The sequence below is a fragment of the Serratia sp. GW822-FHT06D09 genome (assembly GCF_058799515.1).
Genome location: NZ_JBXALO010000003.1, coordinates 119,480 through 138,367, shown reverse-complemented (window position 1 = coordinate 138,367; position 18,888 = coordinate 119,480). Strand labels below are relative to the sequence as shown.

At 55.7% G+C, this 18,888-nt stretch carries 15 protein-coding genes; 12 read left to right on the top strand and 3 right to left on the bottom strand.

Going from position 1 to position 18,888, the window contains the following annotated elements:
* The first annotated feature begins 9 nt into the window (after window positions 1-9).
* On the top strand, window positions 10-2,490 hold the full coding sequence (gene torA, locus AC1RKG_RS08350) for a trimethylamine-N-oxide reductase TorA (RefSeq protein ID WP_020827765.1): 2,481 nt from the start codon (window positions 10-12) through the stop codon (window positions 2,488-2,490).
* Between the two features lie 164 nt (window positions 2,491-2,654).
* The gene (locus AC1RKG_RS08345; RefSeq protein WP_115060988.1) at window positions 2,655-3,833 is read left to right on the top strand and encodes a sugar efflux transporter; all 1,179 of its coding nucleotides are present in this window, start codon (window positions 2,655-2,657) and stop codon (window positions 3,831-3,833) included.
* On the opposite strand, the gene AC1RKG_RS08340 is transcribed toward AC1RKG_RS08345, so the two are convergent.
* Window positions 3,830-4,084, bottom strand: coding sequence for a YkgJ family cysteine cluster protein (locus AC1RKG_RS08340; protein WP_044552526.1), 255 nt, complete (start codon window positions 4,082-4,084; stop codon window positions 3,830-3,832). The genes AC1RKG_RS08345 and AC1RKG_RS08340 overlap by 4 nt on opposite strands.
* Before the next feature lie 284 nt (window positions 4,085-4,368).
* On the opposite strand from AC1RKG_RS08340, the gene mtr reads away from it, so the two are divergent.
* Together mtr and yeiP are read left to right on the top strand one after the other, a co-directional pair.
* Window positions 4,369-5,613, top strand: coding sequence for a tryptophan permease (mtr, locus tag AC1RKG_RS08335; protein WP_020827768.1), 1,245 nt, complete (start codon window positions 4,369-4,371; stop codon window positions 5,611-5,613).
* Window positions 5,614-5,895: 282 nt separating this feature from the next.
* Window positions 5,896-6,468, top strand: a complete 573-nt coding sequence (gene yeiP, locus AC1RKG_RS08330) for an elongation factor P-like protein YeiP (RefSeq protein WP_020827769.1) — start codon at window positions 5,896-5,898, stop codon at window positions 6,466-6,468.
* A 38-nt stretch (window positions 6,469-6,506) separates the two neighbouring features.
* Here yeiP and uxuA read toward each other — a convergent pair whose 3' ends face one another.
* Entirely contained in the window at window positions 6,507-7,697 is a 1,191-nt protein-coding gene (gene uxuA / locus AC1RKG_RS08325) for a mannonate dehydratase (RefSeq protein ID WP_217331650.1), read from the bottom strand.
* A gap of 336 nt (window positions 7,698-8,033) precedes the next feature.
* Here uxuA and AC1RKG_RS08320 point away from each other — a divergent pair, with 336 nt between their 5' ends.
* Window positions 8,034-9,515, top strand: a complete 1,482-nt coding sequence (locus AC1RKG_RS08320) for a mannitol dehydrogenase family protein (protein WP_493182698.1) — start codon at window positions 8,034-8,036, stop codon at window positions 9,513-9,515.
* 66 nt (window positions 9,516-9,581) lie between these two features.
* Here AC1RKG_RS08320 and AC1RKG_RS08315 read toward each other — a convergent pair whose 3' ends face one another.
* Window positions 9,582-9,890 carry a YmdA family protein gene (locus AC1RKG_RS08315; RefSeq protein ID WP_041414761.1) on the bottom strand — a complete coding sequence of 103 codons (309 nt, stop codon included), beginning with the start codon at window positions 9,888-9,890 and terminating at the stop codon, window positions 9,582-9,584.
* 317 nt (window positions 9,891-10,207) lie between these two features.
* On the opposite strand from AC1RKG_RS08315, the gene AC1RKG_RS08310 reads away from it, so the two are divergent.
* The 7 genes from AC1RKG_RS08310 to AC1RKG_RS08280 all read left to right on the top strand — a co-directional run bounded on the left by AC1RKG_RS08310 (window position 10,208) and on the right by AC1RKG_RS08280 (window position 18,887).
* Window positions 10,208-11,182 carry a CobW family GTP-binding protein gene (locus AC1RKG_RS08310; protein WP_187961684.1) on the top strand — a complete coding sequence of 325 codons (975 nt, stop codon included), beginning with the start codon at window positions 10,208-10,210 and terminating at the stop codon, window positions 11,180-11,182.
* A 52-nt stretch (window positions 11,183-11,234) separates the two neighbouring features.
* Window positions 11,235-11,939, top strand: a complete 705-nt coding sequence (locus AC1RKG_RS08305; RefSeq protein WP_020827774.1) for a phosphatase PAP2 family protein — start codon at window positions 11,235-11,237, stop codon at window positions 11,937-11,939.
* Window positions 11,940-12,354: 415 nt separating this feature from the next.
* Window positions 12,355-12,930, top strand: coding sequence for a bifunctional murein DD-endopeptidase/murein LD-carboxypeptidase (gene mepS, locus AC1RKG_RS08300; RefSeq protein WP_041414762.1), 576 nt, complete (start codon window positions 12,355-12,357; stop codon window positions 12,928-12,930).
* A gap of 345 nt (window positions 12,931-13,275) precedes the next feature.
* Complete coding sequence (locus tag AC1RKG_RS08295; RefSeq protein WP_046373088.1) at window positions 13,276-14,862, top strand: cyclic di-GMP phosphodiesterase; 1,587 nt, start codon at window positions 13,276-13,278, stop codon at window positions 14,860-14,862.
* 89 nt (window positions 14,863-14,951) lie between these two features.
* Window positions 14,952-16,760 carry an extracellular solute-binding protein gene (locus AC1RKG_RS08290; RefSeq protein ID WP_493182696.1) on the top strand — a complete coding sequence of 603 codons (1,809 nt, stop codon included), beginning with the start codon at window positions 14,952-14,954 and terminating at the stop codon, window positions 16,758-16,760.
* A gap of 10 nt (window positions 16,761-16,770) precedes the next feature.
* Window positions 16,771-17,865, top strand: a complete 1,095-nt coding sequence (locus AC1RKG_RS08285; protein WP_048759238.1) for a microcin C ABC transporter permease YejB — start codon at window positions 16,771-16,773, stop codon at window positions 17,863-17,865.
* Complete coding sequence (locus AC1RKG_RS08280) at window positions 17,862-18,887, top strand: ABC transporter permease (RefSeq protein ID WP_020827779.1); 1,026 nt, start codon at window positions 17,862-17,864, stop codon at window positions 18,885-18,887. Before AC1RKG_RS08285 ends, AC1RKG_RS08280 begins: the two co-directional genes overlap by 4 nt.
* Window position 18,888: the final 1 nt, after the last annotated feature.

Below are 18,888 nucleotides of genomic sequence, written 5' to 3'. Positions count from 1 at the left end.
AGAAGCGAAATGAGCAAATATCAACAACAAGCGTTAAAAATGAGCCGCCGCCGCTTCCTGACTGGCGCGACCGCACTGGCCGCAGCACCGCTCCTGGCGGGCCTGTGGCCCAAGTCAGCGTTGGCCCAGGCCATCAGCCAGGCGCTGCCGCAATTCGTCGTGTTGCGTCAGGCGCAAAAAGGCATTTTGACCGGCGCGCACTGGGGCGCCTTCGAAGCCATCGTCCAGGACGGTAAAATGGTCGGCGTGCAGCCGGTCAAAGACGATCCTTATCCGAACGAACTGATCACCATGGCGCCCTATCAGGTGCACGCCGAAAACCGTATCAAATACCCGATGGTGCGCAAAAGTTGGCTGGAAGGCGGCCCTGGCAGCCGTACCGAACTGCGTGGTCGTGACGAGTGGGTACGCGTCAGTTGGGACAAGGCGATTGATTTGGTCTGTGGTGAGATCACCCGCTTGCAGAAAGACCATGGCCCGCAGTCCATTTATGCCGGTTCTTATGGCTGGAAAAGCGTCGGGATGCTGCATAACAGCCGCACGCTGCTGCAACGCCTGATGAACCTGACCGGCGGCTTCCTCGGTTACGCGGGCGACTACTCCACCGGTGCCGCGCAGGTGATCATGTCGCACGTGGTGGGCTCCATGGAGGTTTACGAACAGCAGACCGCCTGGCCGAACGTGATTGAAAACAGCCAACTGGTGGTGCTGTGGGGCTGTAACCCGATGATCACGCTGAAAAACAGCTGGAACGTCCCGGACCACTACGGCCAGACGGGCTTTGAGGCGCTGAAGAAGAAAGGCACCCGAGTGATCAGCATTGATCCGGTACACAACGACAGCGCCAAATTCGTCGATGCGCAGTGGATCGCTCCGCGTCCTTATACCGACGGCGCCATGCTGATCGGCATCGCCCACACGCTGCTGACCGAGAAGCTGCATAACCCGGACTTCCTGAAAACCTACACCGCCGGTTTCGACAAGTTCCAGGCCTATCTGTTGGGTGAAACCGACGGTACGCCGAAAACTGCCGAATGGGCGGCCGATGTGTGCGGCGTCGATGCTGACGTGCTGCGTCAGTTAGCACGCGACATGGCGAAAAATCGCACCATGATCATGGGCGGCTGGGGGATCCAACGCCAGCATCATGGCGAACAGCAGCATTGGCTGTTGGTTACCGTGGCGGCGATGCTCGGCCAGATTGGCCTGCCGGGCGGCGGCTTCGGCTTCAGCTATCACTACTCCTCCGGCGGCAGCCCGACGGCGAAAGGCGGCATTATTTCCGGTATCTCTGCCGGTAACGCACCGAAGAACTCACCGGCACCGATCCCGGTGGCGCGCATCGCCGAATGCCTGACCAACCCGGGCAAGACAATTAATTTCAACGGCGCACAGGTCACCTACCCCGAGGTGAAAATGGTGTATGTGGCGGGCGGCAACACCTTCCACCAGCATCAGGACACCAACAATCTGGTCAAGGCCTGGCAGCGGCCGGACACCATCGTGGTGAACGAACCTTATTGGACCGCCACCGCCAAGCATGCCGATATCGTTCTGCCGGCCACCACCAGCTACGAACGCAACGATCTCGAAATGGGCGGCGATTACTCACAGCTGTATGTGTTCCCGATGCATCAGTGCGTCGCGCCGCAGCATGAATCACGCAGCGATTTCGATATTTTCGCGGCCATGGCGGCCAAGCTGGGGGTGCAGGACGCCTTTACCGAAGGCAAAGATGAAACTCAATGGCTGAAAGGCATGTACGATGACATGAAAACTCAGGCACGTGCTGCCCGGGTAGCCCTGCCACCGTTCGACATGTTCTGGGAGTCCAACAATTACGTGCGCTTCCCGGTGCCGGAGGCCAATACCCAATGGGTGCGTTTCGCCGACTATCGCGAAAACCCGCTGCTCAATCCACTGGGGACGCCATCCGGTAAAATCGAGATCTACTCCGACGCCATTGCCAAAATGAAGTATCAGGATTGCCCAGGTATTCCGACCTGGATGCCACCGCATGAATGGTATCGCGGCCCGGAAGCGGTGAAATACCCGCTGTCGCTGAACACCGCGCACCCGATCAACCGCCTGCATTCGCAGCTCGACAACACGCCACTGCGCAAGAAATACGCGGTAGCCGATCGGGAAGCGATTGTGATCCACCCGCAGGACGCCCAGTCACGCGGCATTGCCAATGGCGATCTGGTGCGGGCCTTTAACGATCGCGGCCAGATCCTGGTGGGTGCGGTGGTGAGCGAAGACGTGCGCCCTGGCGTGGTGCGCATCAGCGAAGGTGCCTGGTTCGATCCGGCCGATCCGTCACAGCCGGGTTCGCTGTGCAAGAACGGCAACGTCAACTGCCTGACCTTCGACGTCGGCTCCTCCAGCCTGGCTCAGGGTAACTGCGGGCAAATGGCACAGTTGCAGATCGAGAAGTATCAGGGCGAGGTGCTGAAAAACACCGCGCACGACGTGCCGGCTGGCGCCTAACGTCGAAGTTTGTCATACCCAGGGCGATGGTGACATCGCCCTTTTTTTAGCCTTATGCAGGAAAGAACTTTTTACCATTAAGCAGAATGAAACCGGTTTTTGTTCTTTTTAAACAGGCGTATTATGCGCGCGACTCCCTCATTTACGGCTATTTGCTGACCTCTATGCCTACTTCAACTGCGGTAACGCGACGCTCGCCCGATCTGACTTCGCTGGCCTTTTTAGTGGTGGCGTTCCTCACCGGGATTGCCGGTGCGTTACAAACCCCGACGCTGAGCCTGTTCCTGGCAACCGAGGTGAAGGTGCGCCCTTCCATGGTTGGATTATTTTTCACCGGCAGCGCGGTGATCGGCATCCTGGTCAGCCAGTTTCTCGCTCGACGTTCGGATCAAAAAGGGGATCGCAAAACGCTGATCTTCCTCTGCTGCATGTTAGGGGCACTGGGCTGCGTACTGTTCGCCTGGAACCGTAATTATTATCTGTTGCTGGCAGTCGGCGTAATGCTGACCAGCTTCGGCTCCACCGCCAACCCGCAGATGTTCGCTCTGGCGCGCGAACACGCCGACCGCACCGGCCGCGAAGCGGTGATGTTCAGCTCTATTCTGCGGGCTCAGGTTTCTCTCGCCTGGGTTATTGGGCCGCCTATCGCCTTCGCGCTGGCATTGGGATTCGGTTTTAAGGTGATGTATCTGGCCGCCGCAGCAGCGTTTATCCTGTGTGGCGTGCTGGTGTGGAAAATGCTGCCGTCGATGCGTAAAACGCCGGTGGCTTCCAGCACCACGCTGGAAGCTCCGCGGAAAAATCGCCGCGATACGCTGCTGCTGTTTTTAGCCTGCACCTTTATGTGGACCGCCAACAGCATGTATTTAATCAATATGCCGCTGTATATGGTGCATGAGCTGCAACTGCCGGAAAGGTTGGCCGGAATATTGATGGGGACGGCGGCCGGGCTGGAGATACCGACCATGTTGCTGGCCGGCATGGTAGCGAAGCGCTTCGGTAAACGTTTCCTGATGCGTTGCGCGGTGGCGGCGGGCCTGCTGTTTTACTTCGGGTTACTGTTTATCACCGGCACCTGGCAACTGATTGCCCTGCAATTGCTCAACGCGGCGTTTATTGGCGTGCTGGCAGGCATTGGTATGCTCTATTTTCAAGATTTGATGCCCGGTCAGGCCGGCGCGGCAACCACTTTGTTTACCAACACTACGCGCGTGGGCTGGATTTTTGCCGGTTCAATCGCCGGCGTGGTGGCGGAGGTCTGGAACTATCACGCGGTGTTTTATTCCGCGTTGGCGATGGTGGTCGGCGCGGTGCTGTGCCTGTGGAAACTGAAAGACGCTTAAGGTGCAGTATCCGCTTCCAGCTTGATCAGATAGACCAATGCCTGGTCGCGGTGGTCATGGCACATTTCGCGGCTGGCCTGCAGGCTGCCGCAGACCTTGGGCCGCAGCGGTGAATGAAACAGGCCACAACGCAGCTGCTCGCTCAGATGAATGCAGCGGGTGTTGGCGGGCTTGCCGTTAGGCATGCCGGGGATCGGGCTGGATATTGAAGGCGCAATACAACAGGCGCCACAGTCGGTACGACAGTCCATCAGCGAGTCTCCCGGTGGGCTGGCGGAATTGAAGCGCGACAATATCAGTCGCGCTCATCGGCCGCCAGCATAATCCGTGTTGGCGCGCGAATCTTTACATCTCGCGTTTTAAATCGTGAATCGCCCCGTTTTCTCACCCGCCCGCAAATTGCCATAAGCTCCCCTTCCTCCGCCAATTAATGCATGAAACAAGCGTATTAGCGGCTTTACATGCGCCAACCGCACATGTACCATTGAGCTAGTACAAAAGAATCCACGGCCGACGAGGCCAATCAGGAGCAAAAATGTCCGCGGACACCATCCAGAAGCTTTCCCGCCCTTCAGTGCTTGGCGGCGCGATGATCATTGCAGGCACCGCCGTCGGCGCTGGCATGTTCTCCATTCCCATCGTCACTTCTGGCGTGTGGTTCAGCGGCTCCGTCGCGCTGCTGGTTTATACCTGGGCCTGCATGCTGATTTCCGGCCTGATGATCCTGGAGGCCGCCCTGCACTACCCAAGCGGCGCCAGCTTCCACACCATCGTCAAAGATCTGCTGGGTAAAGGCTGGAACGCCATTAACGGTATTTCCATCGCCTTTGTCCTGTACATCCTCACCTATGCCTATATCTCCGCCGGTGGCTCGATTATCGCCCACACGCTGGAAGGTATCGTCGGCGTCGGGCAGTCCACCGCCGGGTTGGTGTTTGCCGTGGTGGTCGCGTTTATCGTGTGGCTCTCCACCCGCGCCGTTGATCGCCTGAGCACGATCCTGATCGGCGGTATGGTGATCACCTTTGTGATGTCGGTGGGCGACATGTTCACGCATGTGCAGCCGGCAGTACTGTTCAACCGCGGTGACGACCAGGCCAGTTACCTGCCTTACGCCTTGGCGGCGCTGCCTTATCTGCTGACCTCCTTCGGTTACCACGGCAACGTGCCGGGACTGGTGAAGTACTACCACAAAGACAGCGGCGCAGTCGTGCGCAGCCTGGTGTACGGCACCCTGCTGGCGCTGGCGATCTATATCCTGTGGCAGTATGTGATTCAGGGCAACATCGCCCGCGATGCCTTCAAACAGGTGATTGCCGAAGGCGGCAACATTGGCAGCCTGCTCAAGCAGATGGGCAACGTTTCCAGCAGCCAGACCGTCGGCCAGCTACTGAACGCCTTCTCTTATATGGCGCTGGCGAGCTCATTCCTCGGGGTGTCGCTGGGGTTGTTCGATTACCTGGCAGACTTCTTCAAATTCAGCGATGACACCGTCGGACGCAGCAAAACCGCGCTGGTGACGTTCGCGCCGCCGACCATTGCCGCCCTGCTGTTCCCGAACGGCTTCCTTTACGCCATCGGCTTCGCCGGCCTGGCCGCCACCGTTTGGGCGGTAATAGTGCCGGCCATGATGGCGCGTGCCAGCCGCCGCCGCTTTACCGAAGCGCAATATCGCGCTCCCGGTGGCTACGGCATGATCCTGTTCATCATTCTGTTCGGGGTGATCAACGCCGTCGCGCACGTGTTGGCATTGCTGGGTCTGTTACCGGTGTTCCAGTAATACCGTAGGGGATGGCGCCAGCCGTCCCCTTAGTCTGATGACAAACACCCGAAAAACGTGGTTTTCGGATGTTTGAGGTAAATCAGAAGACACCATCCTTTGTTTTTATTTGCCCCCAGAACAGAACTTTTAACTGCAAAGGACGTTGTCAGCAATTTGAGGGGATGGCGGCCGCCGTCCCCTTTTTCTGTCACTGTTTTTGCTCGATCTGCTTGCCTGAAATCAGCGGCGCGAGTAACTTGTCGCAACTTCCCAAATACTCTTCATTGCAGGTTATTTTATATGGCAAAAGCTAACGAAATTAAGCGCGGCATGGCGATCAACTACAACGGCAAACTGCTGCTGGTGAAAGACATTGATGTGCAAAGCCCAAGCGCGCGCGGTGCCAGCACCTTGTACAAAATGCGCTTCTCTGACGTCCGCACCGGGCTGAAGGTTGAAGAGCGTTTCAAGGGCGACGATATTCTGGACACCATTAGCCTGTCACGCCGCAAGGTGAACTTCTCTTATATCGACGGCGAAGAATACGTGTTTATGGATGACGAGGATTACACCCCGTATATCTTTAAGAAAGACCAGATCGAAGATGAACTGCTGTTTATTCCTGAAGGCGGTCTGCCGGGCATGCAGGTACTGACCCTGGATGGCCAGGTGTTGGCGCTGGAACTGCCGCAGACCGTGGATATGGAAATTGTCGACACCGCACCGGGCATCAAAGGTGCCTCTGCCAGTGCCCGCAACAAGCCGGCCACCATGGCGACCGGCCTGACCATTCAGGTACCGGAATACCTCAGCGCCGGTGACAAAATCCGCATTCATATTGCCGAGCGCCGCTACATGAGCCGCGCTGACTAGTCGATACTCTGGGGCCAGTGTGGCCCCTTTTTAATGGCTTAAGGCAAATCCGGGAAGAAGCGGCGTTTAAGCGCCAGCTCCACCCCGCGCAGTTCCGCCAACCCCTTCAAACGACCAATCGCCGAGTAGCCCGGGTTGGTTTTTTTCTTCAGATCGTCCAGCATCTGGTGTCCATGGTCGGGACGCATCGGGATCGGCCGGCGATCGCCTGCCTGATGGCGCCGTTGCTCCTCAGTGAGGATCGCCTCGATCACCGCCACCATGTCCACGTCGCCTTGCAGATGCGCACCCTCGTGGAAACTTTTCGGGTTTTCTTCGCGACAGGTAGCACGTAAATGGGTGAAATGGATGCGATCGCCGAAGGTTTCGATCATCCGCACCAGATCGTTATCGGCCCGAACGCCGTAAGAGCCGGTACACATGGTGAAGCCGTTATACCGGCTGTCGACCGTTTGCTTGAACCACTGCATATCTTCAATGGTAGAGACGATGCGCGGCAACCCCAAAATCGGCCGCGGCGGATCGTCCGGATGCACCGCCAAACGCACGCCAACCTCCTCCGCCACCGGCACAATGGCGCGCAGGAACACCGCCATATTCTCTCGCAGCTGCGCCTTGTCGATCCCATCGTACTCCGCCAGGCGGGCGCGGAATTGATCGAGGGTATAGCCCTCTTCGGCCCCCGGTAATCCGGCGATAATATTGCCGGTTAGCTTGGCAACCTCCGCCTCGTTCATCGCGGAAAAATAGGTTGCAGCCTGCTCCTGTTCTTGCAGCGTGTAATCCTGCTCTGCGCCAGCGCGTTGCAGGATATGCAGATCAAAAGCCGCGAAGGCGGTCTGATCGAAACGCAACGCTTTCGACCCGTCCGGCAGTAAATACTCCAGATCGGTGCGCGTCCAGTCCAGGATCGGCATAAAGTTGTAGCACACGGTGTCGATGCCGCAGGCCGCGAGGTTACGCAGCGATTGCTGATAGTTAGCGATATGCTGCCGGTAATGGCCGCTGTGGGTTTTGATCTCCTCATGCACCGGGATACTTTCCACTACCGACCACACCAAGCCTTTCTCCGCCAATAGGGCCTGACGGGCCTTGATCTCTTCGACCGGCCACACCTCGCCATTCGGGATATGGTGCAAGGCGGTGACGACGCCAGTGGCGCCGGCCTGGCGCACATCATCAAGAGAGACCGGATCGTTCGGCCCATACCAACGCCATGTTTGTTCCATTATTTATCCTTGTAAAAATTGCCCAGTATCGCGGAAGTGATAAAGATCGCCCTGCTCCGGCCATCTTGTTATACCAAAATAAAATAGATATCGGTTATCTTTCACCTTACTCTTTCGCCAATTGCTGTCAAAAGTGAAACCGCGATTGGTTGATCCACTTCACGGATCTGGCTTATTTTGCACGCGCGCATGTAATTAGTGCGCTTACAGCCTTACACTGGCGGCAGAAAATTCGTGCATCCCCGGTAGAAGGAGCGCCGTATTCTGCACAAAAAAACTGGTCTGATAACTTTTAAAGTTAACCGCCAACACATCTACTCAGCCTTGGAGCTTTGCATGAAGACTATCGCCAACACGCCGCTTCCGGATGCCGTCCAGCAGCCAGGTTACGATCGCAGCGCATTACAGAGCCGCATGGTGCACATTGGATTTGGCGCCTTTCACCGCGCCCACCAGGCGCTACTGACCGATCGAGTGTTGAATCGTCAGGGCGGCGACTGGGGGATCTGCGAAATCAGCCTGTTCGGCGGTGATAATTTGTTCCGGACGCTGCGCCAGCAGGACCATCTTTACAGCGTGCTGGAAAAAGGCGCGGCGAGTAATCAGGCTATCGTGATCGGTGCGGTGCATGAGAGCGTACACCGCAAGCTGGAAGGGATTGGCGCCGTATTGGAAAAGCTGGCGGAGCCACAGGTGGCGATTGTCTCGATGACCATTACCGAAAAAGGCTATTGCATTGAACCCGGCAGCGGAAAACTGGATCTTCAACATCAGGCGATCCACGCCGATCTGGCGAATCCCGGCGAGCCTTCCACCGTGCCGGGGATCCTGGTGGAAGCGCTGCGCCTGCGTCTGGAACGTGGGCTGCCCGCCTTTACCCTGCTCTCTTGCGACAACATCCCGGAAAACGGCCACGTGCTGCGTAACGCGATCGTCGGTTTGGCCGAAGCGCGCGACGGCGCGCTGGCCGACTGGATTGCCCGCGAGGTGAGCTTCCCCAGCACCATGGTAGACCGTATCGTTCCCGCCGCTACGCCAGAGACGCTGGATGAGGTGGCCGAGGCGCTCGGTGGCGTTCGTGATGAATGCGCCATCGCCTGCGAACCCTTTATCCAGTGGGTCGTTGAGGATAAATTTGTCGCCGGCCGCCCGGCCTGGGAACGGGCCGGTGCGCAGTTGGTCAATGACGTGCTGCCTTTTGAGCAGATGAAACTGCGCATGCTGAACGGCAGCCACTCTTTCCTGGCCTATCTCGGGTATCTTGGGGGCTATCAGTACATCAACGACTGTATGGGCGATGAGTCTTATCGCCGCGCCGCACTCCACCTGATGCTGGCTGAACAGGCGCCGACGCTGAACGTTAGCGGTATCGATTTGCCCGCCTATGCAGCACAGCTGATTGAGCGCTACAGCAACCCGGCGTTACAACACCGTACCTGGCAAATCGCCATGGACGGCACGCAAAAATTACCGCAGCGTATGCTGGACTCGGTGCGTTGGCATCTGCAGCATGGCGGCAGCTATGCCGGTCTGGCTCTCGGGGTAGCAGGCTGGATGCGCTATGTCGGCGGCGTGGATGAGGCCGGGCAGCCAATAGACATCCGCGATCCGTTATTGGCTACGCTGCAACAGACAGTGGCTTCAACGCCGGATGATGAACAACGGGTAAAAGGCCTGTTGGGTCTAACGGCTATTTTTGGTGAGCCGTTGGCGGCCAACGAGGAATTTGTCACGGCGGTCACCCGCGCCTACTTGTCATTACGCGATCGCGGTGCGCGTCAAACGGTGCAAAACTGGGTGTCGACTCAGTTGGCTTAGCCATTGAACAAGAAGTAAAACGGGGAAAATGACGATGCCGGATATCATCCGGCATCGCCGAACGACTTAACGATAAACTACCGTCATCACTGCAAGTTTTTTCTGTTGATCCACCCACTTCATTTCGGTCGAACCTAAATTCAGCGGCAGTTCTTTGCGTGTAGCATCAAATTTCGACAGGGCCTGTTGGTCTTGATAGTGCTGCCCATTTCGGTAACATTGCGTATTGGCCGTTGAAGCGGTAACTTTCACCGTACAGGGGCTTTCCACAATAGATCCGACAAAACGAATAACTCCGCCAGTGGTTCCTGCATGACTTACTGCCGTCCATGAAAACAACATTCCTGCGATCAAAAATAACCGAAAGACATTCATGGCAACCTCATTTTTTGTTAAGCCAATTTAAACATAGAGGATCTTCTTAGGAATAATCGCAAGGTAAGGGCATTTATTTGGCGGGTAATCGGGCAATTAACAAAGTTAAAACAAGCTACTAACAACTATTTCCCTTAGGTAATATCCGGTTTTTGCTGGGATTTTTCCTAATGATGATCGCCATTTTGTTGCTTTAAAATGACGTATCTCAATCTGTCGGATTTGTGACTTAACGCAGGGAGAGCAGCGCCATCCTGCCTGGTGAAGTAGAATGGCCAAACTATTGCCCTTAAATTCATTAACATCAGGAATAATTAATGACTAAAACTAACCTGATCACCGGTTTTCTAGGCAGCGGCAAAACCACCACCATCCGCTATTTGCTGGCTAACAAGCCGGAACATGAACGCTGGGCGGTGCTGGTGAATGAGTTCGGTGAAATTGGCATCGACGGCGCGCTGCTGGCTGACAGCGGCGCAGTGTTGAAGGAGATCCCTGGCGGCTGCATGTGTTGCGTGAACGGGCTGCCGATGCAGGTCGGGCTGAACATGTTGCTGCAACAAAACAAGCCTGATCGCTTGCTGATCGAACCCACCGGGCTCGGTCATCCGAAACAGATCCTGTCATTGCTGACGCAAGACAGTTACGCCGGTTGGATCGATCTGCAGGCCACGCTGTGCCTGTTGGATGCACGCCAACTCAGCGAACCGCGCTACCGCGACAACGAAAACTTCCGCGATCAACTGGCGGCCGCCGACATTATTCTGGCCAGCAAAAGCGACACCTATCAGCCGCAAGATCTGATGGCCCTGCAGCAATGGATGGAACAGGATGGCCACCAGCGTCCGCTTTATCATATTGAACGCGGTCAGGCCGATGTCGCGTGGCTCGACCAACCTCGCACTAATCGTACAGAATTACCCGATGCACAACATCATCATAGTCATGCCAAAACGCAGGGCCTGGCCGCATTGCGACTGCCGGAAACTTCCCGCTGGCGTCGAGCGCTCAACCAGGGCCAGGGTTTTAACAGCTGTGGTTGGATTTTTGACGCCGATACGGTGTTCGACACCGTTGGCATTATGGAGTGGATACGTCTGGCGCCGGTCGAACGCGCCAAAGGTGTGGTACGTATTGCTGAAGGTACACTTTTAATCAACCGTCAGGGGCAAGATCTCAATATCGAAACGCGCCCTGTTACACCGCTGGACAGCCGAATTGAACTGATTCACAGCGAGAATGCGGACTGGAACGCGTTGCAATCCAAGCTGTTTAGTATTCGTTTAAGTTGAGATCTTTACCGTTAATGCCCTTTTACTCTTTAGACAGACTACAGGTTATGCCATGACTCGCCGCAACTTACCCCTCATCATTTTCTTCAATATATTGGGCATTGTGCTGTTCTTGTCCTGGTTTTTGCCGGCGAATCACGGTTATTGGTTTACTCTGGATTCGGAAATTTTCTTCTTCTTTAATCGTCATCTGGCTACCGATCCCGGTTTTTTACATCTGGTGGCTATCACCAATAACCGCGCCTTTGACGTCATTTCGCTGCTGGCCATGGGGCTTCTGTACCTGTGCTTTTACCTGCAGCAGGATGGCGCCGGCCGTCGCCGCTTGTTGATTACCGGCGTTGTTATGCTGCTGACCGCCGTGGTGCTGAACCAGCTTGGGCATTTGCTGCCGGTCAAACACCCTAGCCCGTCGCTGAGCTTTGAGAATATTAACCGCGTCAGCGAACTGACCGGTATTCCGACTAAAGACGCTTCAGGCGACAGCTTCCCCGGCGATCACGGCATGATGCTGATGATATTTTCCTGCTTTATGTTGCGTTACTTCAACCGTCGCGCGTTCGCCGTCGCACTGCTGATTACGGTGGTATTTTCATTGCCGCGCGTGATGATTGGTGCCCACTGGTTTACCGATATTGCCGTCGGCTCGCTGTCGGTGGTGCTGGTTGGCGCCAGCTGGTGTCTGATGACGCCGTTTAGCGATGTGCTGATCCGGGGTCTGAATCGCCTGCTACCCGGTAAACACCGTCCAGCATAGTCATAACTATTGGTTATGATCCCCAGGAGGCCCGCCGGCCTCCTGATTATTTCCCCACCGCATTTCGTTTATTTCCCCATCAGCGCGTTAACGCTTTCGCCACCTGATTTCACGCAAAACCATCACAACGGACAATCAGCGTTTTTTATATGAAGATTTACATTATGTTACATCACAAATTCATATAAAAAAGGGTGGAAAAAGGCTCGCAATCCCCAATTCGTTACGGTAATCTCGGATGCGTTTGTGCCTGGTTTAACCTGACTCAGCTTCAAATCCACTAAAAATGTGCGTTCCAGCACGTTTTCAGAGGTAACTGATTGTCGTTAAAACAGCTGCAGATTAGTCTCGTTCCGTTTGGCATTTTTCAGGTAGCGACTGACGTCGTTAAGGACTTCAAGGGAAAACAATAACAATGGTCAAATCTCAACCGTTTCTGAGATATTTTTTGCGGGTAGTACCTGCAATTGCCGCAGCGGTAATGCTCTCCGCGTGCAGCACGACTCACACTTCGAACTTGAATAACGCACAAACTGAGATGCGTGCAGTTAATGACAAAGACGGTCTTTTACTGCAAGCCTCTCAGGATGAATTCGAAGCAATGGTCCGTAACGTTGACGTCAAGTCAAAGATTATGGATCAGTATGCAGACTGGAAAGGCGTTCGCTACCGTTTAGGCGGTGAAACCAAGCGCGGCATCGATTGCTCGGCGTTTGTACAGCGTACTTTCCGCGAACAGTTTGGCATGGACTTACCGCGTTCGACCTACGAACAGGAAGACATGGGCAAGAAAATCTTGCGCACCAAACTGCGTCCTGGCGATCTGGTGCTGTTTCGCGCCGGTTCAACCGGGCGCCACGTCGGCATCTATTTAGGTAACGATCAATTCGTTCATGCCTCTACCAGCAACGGCGTGATGATTTCGAAACTGAGCGATAACTACTGGAATAAACGTTATCGCGAAGCCCGCCGGGTGCTTACCAGCAGCTGACGGCGCATGACCTGATTGTCCTGAATACCAAACGAGCGATAGAACGCTGCCTTCGGGCAGCGTTTTTTTTTGCACTGCAGTCTGCTCCGGATTGAGATCTTATTATCCGTTCGCCGCGCTTTGCCCCTACCCCAGTATTTCGCGATATTATTTGTAGGAAACTACGCACCGATGAAAAACTCACCTATTATCGTCAAATGGGATAATGGTAGTCATGCCTGATTTAAACGATTAACAACCGTTAAATAATCGATGAATAATGACTGCAACAGCGCCGTTGGGATATATTACGCAGTCACTCTATAACAAAAACAAATTGATACGCCGTGCTCAGGGGGCAGGTTTATGGGCTTGAAAAGGGCATTTGCACGCCACGTCTCTCACAGACGACGCAGTTTGGCTAAAAGCGCCATCGTAGCCCTGGTCTTTTTTATCCTGTTCATGGCGATTACACTCTCTCTGATTGACCACCAGCGCACGCAATATCAACATCGGGTCGAGCAACGCACGCAAAAATTCACAGCCGATACGCTTAATGATCTGACAACCATCATGCAGCAGTTAATGCCGCTGATTGACCGCCCCTGTTCTGCCAGCCAACCGGATATTACTTACCAGGCTGCTTTCCATTCCGGCGTACGCACTTTTATGCTGGTAAAAAATGGCTTTGCCTATTGCTCTTCGGCCACCGGCGAAATGATGCTGGCGCTGAAAAACATCTATCCGGAGATTGACCCACATCAGTCGTTGGATCTCAAATTGCAGCAGGGAACGCCGCTGGTACCGGGGAAACCGGCAGTAGCCGTCTGGTTACGTCAACCTGGAAAAGAAGACACCGGTGTGCTGGCGACGCTGGATATCGCGCTTATGCCCTATCAGTTGTTTACCTCTCGCCCGGAGCGGGCACCGGCGATCGCTATTATCCTGGGCGATCGTGCGCTGACCAGCTTTAGTCCGAATTTAATGCCGGTGAACCAGTTACCGAACGAGAAAGCCGATCGCATCTCTATCGCCGGCACGCCGATGACCATTCTGTTTTATAACCAAAAGCTGACGCCCAACGATATTCGTCTGACTCTGATGGGCAGTCTGGTACTGTCATTAATGATCGGCGTGCTCTGTTATTACATGCTGTTGCTGCGCCAGAGCCCGGAACGCGCCCTGATGCGCGGTATCAAGCGCAACGAATTCTTTATCGAATATCAGCCGGTGTTCCATACCCAAAGCGGCACCATCGGCGGGCTGGAAGCCTTGATCCGCTGGCAGCATCCGATTGAAGGCCGCATCCCGCCGGATCTGTTTATTCCCTATGCCGAAAGCGAAGGACTGATTGTGCCGCTAACGCGCCATCTGTTCCGCCTGATTGCCGAAGATGCACCCAAGCTGGCGACGGCGCTACCGCAGGGGGCCAAGCTCGGTCTGAACATCTCCCCTTCCCATCTTAGCGCCCCCTCCTTCCATCACGACGTGTATGAATTGCTGGCGCAACTGCCGGGCGATTACTTTACGTTGGTCTTTGAGATTACCGAGCGCGGCATGGTGGAAGAAGGCAATGCGCTGGCGGAGTTCGACTGGCTGCACCAGCAGGGCATCGAGATCGCCATTGATGATTTCGGTACCGGCCACAGCGCGCTGATCTATCTGGAACGCTTTAGCATGGATTATCTGAAAATAGATCGTGGTTTCGTTAACTCCATCGGCCAGGACACGGTCACCGCCCCGGTCCTGGACGCGGTGATTTCGCTGGCGAAAAAGCTGAAGATGCAAACCGTAGCGGAAGGCGTAGAAACCGCAGAACAGGTGAGCTTTCTGCAGGAACAGGACGTGAATTTCATGCAGGGATATTATTACAGCAGACCACTGAGCATCGACAACTTCGTGGCCTTCTGCAATGCCCATACCGTAATGGATCATCAGGCGCTAAAGGGCTGATCTTTTAACTTCTTTACCCTGCGGCGCGGCGGCAAATGTTATGCTGGCCGCAGGCTTAATTGACTTTACAGCAGGAGCTTACCGTCAAGATGTCCGTGCGCGTTTTTGCTGCCCTGGTGCTCTCAGCACTGAGTTTCGGTCTGCAGGCTGAAACCCTCAATGAAAGCTATGCTTTCGCCCAACTCGGTGAGCCCAAGTACTCCACCGATTTTAGCCATTACGACTACGTTAACCCGGCGGCGCCCAAAGGTGGCGATGTGCGGCTGGCAGCGATTGGCACCTATGATAACTTCAACCGCTACGCCCCCCGCGGCGTGCCCGGCGAACGCACCGACGCATTGTATGACTCTCTGTTTACTACCTCGGACGATGAAATAGGCAGCTACTACCCGCTGATTGCCGAATCTGCTCGCTTCCCGGCCGACATGCGCTGGGTAGAGATCGATATCAACGCCCGCGCCCGCTTCCACGATAGCACGCCCATCACCGCCGCCGACGTGGCCTTCACCTTTAACAAGTTTATGACCGAGGGCGTACCGCAGTTTCGCGTCGCCTACAAAGGCATTACGGTCAAGGCTATCTCACGTCTGACGGTACGTATCGAATTCCCGCAGCCGGATAAAGACAAACTGCTGGGGCTGTTTAGTCTCCCCATATTGCCGCAAAGCTTCTGGAAAGATCACAAGTTGAATGACCCCCTGAGCACGCCGCCGCTCAGCAGCGGGCCGTACAAGATTTCCAGCTACCGGCTAGGCCAATATATTACCTATCAGCGCGTGCGAGATTATTGGGCGGCTAACCTGCCGGTTAACCGTGGCCGTTTTAACTTCGACAGCATACGCTACGACTACTACCTGGACGATAAAGTTGCGCTGGAAGCCTTTAAGGCCGGTGCCTATGACTTCCGCATTGAAGGCTCGCCAAAAAACTGGGCAACCCAGTACCAGGGGGGCAATTTCGCCCGCAACTATATAATCAAACAGGACGAAACCAACCAGTCGGCGCAAAATACCCGCTGGATGGCCTTCAACATGAGACGCCCGCTGTTTGCCGACCCCAAGGTTCGCGAGGCGATCACGCTGGCGTTTGATTTTGACTGGATGAACAAGGCGCTGTATTACAATGCCTATCAACGCACCAACAGCTATTTCCAAAATACGCCTTACGCCGCCAGCGGTTATCCTGACGCGGCTGAATTGGCGCTGCTGGCACCGCTGAAGGGCAAGGTACCGGCGGAAGTCTTCACCAGTATCTACCAGCCACCGTCCTCCGACGGCAGCGGCAACGATCGCCAGAACCTGCTGAAAGCCACGCAGTTGCTGAACCAGGCCGGCTGGGAAGTGAAAAACCAGCGGTTGGTGAACAGCAAAACCGGCCAGCCCTTCAGCTTCGAACTGATGCTGCTGAGCGGCAGCAACTTCCAGTACGTATTGCCGTTCCAGCACAACCTGAAACGGCTGGGCATCGATATGCAGATCCGTGAGATCGACATATCCCAGTTCACTAAGCGTATGCGAGACGGTGATTTCGACATGATGCCGACGGTCTATTTGGCTATGCCCTTCCCAAGCTCCAGCCTTGAGACGCTTTGGGATTCCAAATACATCAACTCCAGTTGGAATACCCCCGGCGTCACCGATCCGGCCGTCGACAGCCTGGTCAGGCAGATCGCCGCGCACCAGGGCGACGAGAAAGCCCTGCTGCCGCTGGGCAGGGCGTTGGATCGGGTACTGACCTGGAACAGGTACATGCTGCCGATGTGGTATTCCAATCACGATCGCTACGCGTACTGGGACAAATTCTCCACGCCGCCTATCCGCCCGGCCTATGTGATCGGCTTCGATAACTGGTGGTTTGACGTCAATAAGGCGGCGCGTTTGCCGACTCAACAACAATAAGGAATCTGCGATGGCGGCTTATTTAATTCGCAGACTGCTGCTGATTATCCCCACCCTGTGGGCGATCATCACCATTAACTTTTTTATCGTGCAAATTGCGCCCGGTGGCCCGGTCGATCAGGCCATCGCCACTATCGAAATGGGCCAGAGCAGCGGCTTCGGCGGCGGCGGAATAGGCGACGGCCTGGGGCATGCGCGCACCGGCGTTGCCAGTGCCACGGACAGTCAATACCGCGGCTCCCGCGGGTTGGATCCGGAAGTGATCGCCGAAATCACCAAACGCTATGGCTTCGACAAGCCGCTGCACGAGCGCTATTTCACCATGTTGTGGAATTACATGCGCCTCGACTTCGGCGACAGCCTGTTCCGCGGCGCGTCGGTGATGCAGCTGGTCGGTCATAGCCTACCAGTCTCCATTACGCTGGGGCTGTGGAGTACGCTGATCATTTACCTGGTGTCGATCCCGCTGGGGATCCGCAAAGCCGTACATAACGGCAGCGCCTTCGACACCTGGAGCAGCACCCTGATTATCATCGGTTACGCCATTCCCGCTTTTCTGTTCGCCATTCTGATGATTGTGCTGTTCGCCGGTGGCAGCTATCTCGACTGGTTCCCGCTGCGTGGTCTGGTTTCCAGCAATTTCGATACCCTGCCGTGGTACAGCAAAATCACCGACTACCTGTGGCATATCACCCTGCCCGTTCTGGCGACGGTGATTGGCGGTTTCGCCACCCTGACCATGCTGACCAAGAATTCGTTCCTCGACGAGATCCGCAAACAGTACGTGGTTACCGCCCGCGCCAAAGGGTTGGACGAGAACAAAATCCTTTATCGTCACGTGTTTCGCAATGCCATGCTGCTGGTGATCGCCGGCTTCCCGGCGACCTTTGTCAGCATGTTTTTCACCGGTTCTTTACTGATCGAGGTGATGTTCTCGCTTAACGGGCTGGGCCTGTTGGGCTATGACGCCACGCTGCAGCGCGATTATCCGGTGATGTTCGGCACGCTGTATATCTTCACGCTGATTGGCCTGCTGTTGAATATTCTCAGCGATATCACCTATACCCTGGTCGATCCGCGTATTGATTTCGAGGCCCGCCAATGAGCCGCTTAAGCCCAATTAACCAGGCGCGCTGGGCACGTTTTCGCAGCAACCGCCGCGGCTACTGGTCGCTGTGGATTTTTCTGGTGCTGTTTGTCCTCAGCCTGGGGGCCAACCTGATCGCCAACGACAGGCCACTGCTGGTGCGCTACGAAGGGCGCCTGTATCTGCCGTTCATCATCGACTACAGCGAGACCACCTTCGGCGGCGAGCTGAACACCGCCACCGACTATCAGGATCCCTTCGTAAAAAAACAGATCGACAGCCACGGCTGGGCTGTTTGGCCGCCGATCCGTTTCAGTTATGACACCATCAATTTCGCTACCGAAGTGCCCTTCCCCTCCGCGCCTTCACGCCACAATCTGTTGGGCACCGACGGCAACGGCAGCGACGTGCTGGCCCGCGTGCTGTATGGCTTTCGTATTTCGATGCTGTTCGGACTGGCGTTGACGCTGTTCTCCAGCGTGATTGGCGTTTGCGTCGGTGCCGTACAGGGCTACTACGGCGGGCGCATAGACCTGTGGGGCCAGCGCTTTATCGAGGTGTGGTCGGGCATGCCGACGCTGTTTTTGATCATTTTGTTGTCGAGCATCGTACAACCCAATTTCTGGTGGCTGCTCGGCATCACCATTTTATTCGGCTGGATGAGCCTGGTGGGCGTGGTGCGCGCCGAGTTCTTGCGTACCCGCAACTACGACTATATCCGCGCCGCACGCGCCATGGGGGTGCAGGATCGGGTCATTATGTATCGCCATATGCTGCCCAATGCGATGGTGGCGATGCTGACTTTCTTGCCGTTTATTCTGTGCGGCTCCATCACGACCCTGACCTCGCTCGACTTCCTGGGTTTCGGCCTGCCAATAGGCTCCCCGTCGCTCGGCGAACTGTTGCTGCAGGGCAAGAACAACCTTCAGGCGCCGTGGCTCGGCATCACCGCTTTCCTGGTGCTGGCGGTGCTGCTGTCTTTACTCATTTTTATCGGCGAAGCGGTACGCGACGCCTTTGACCCCAGCAAGGCGCATTAAT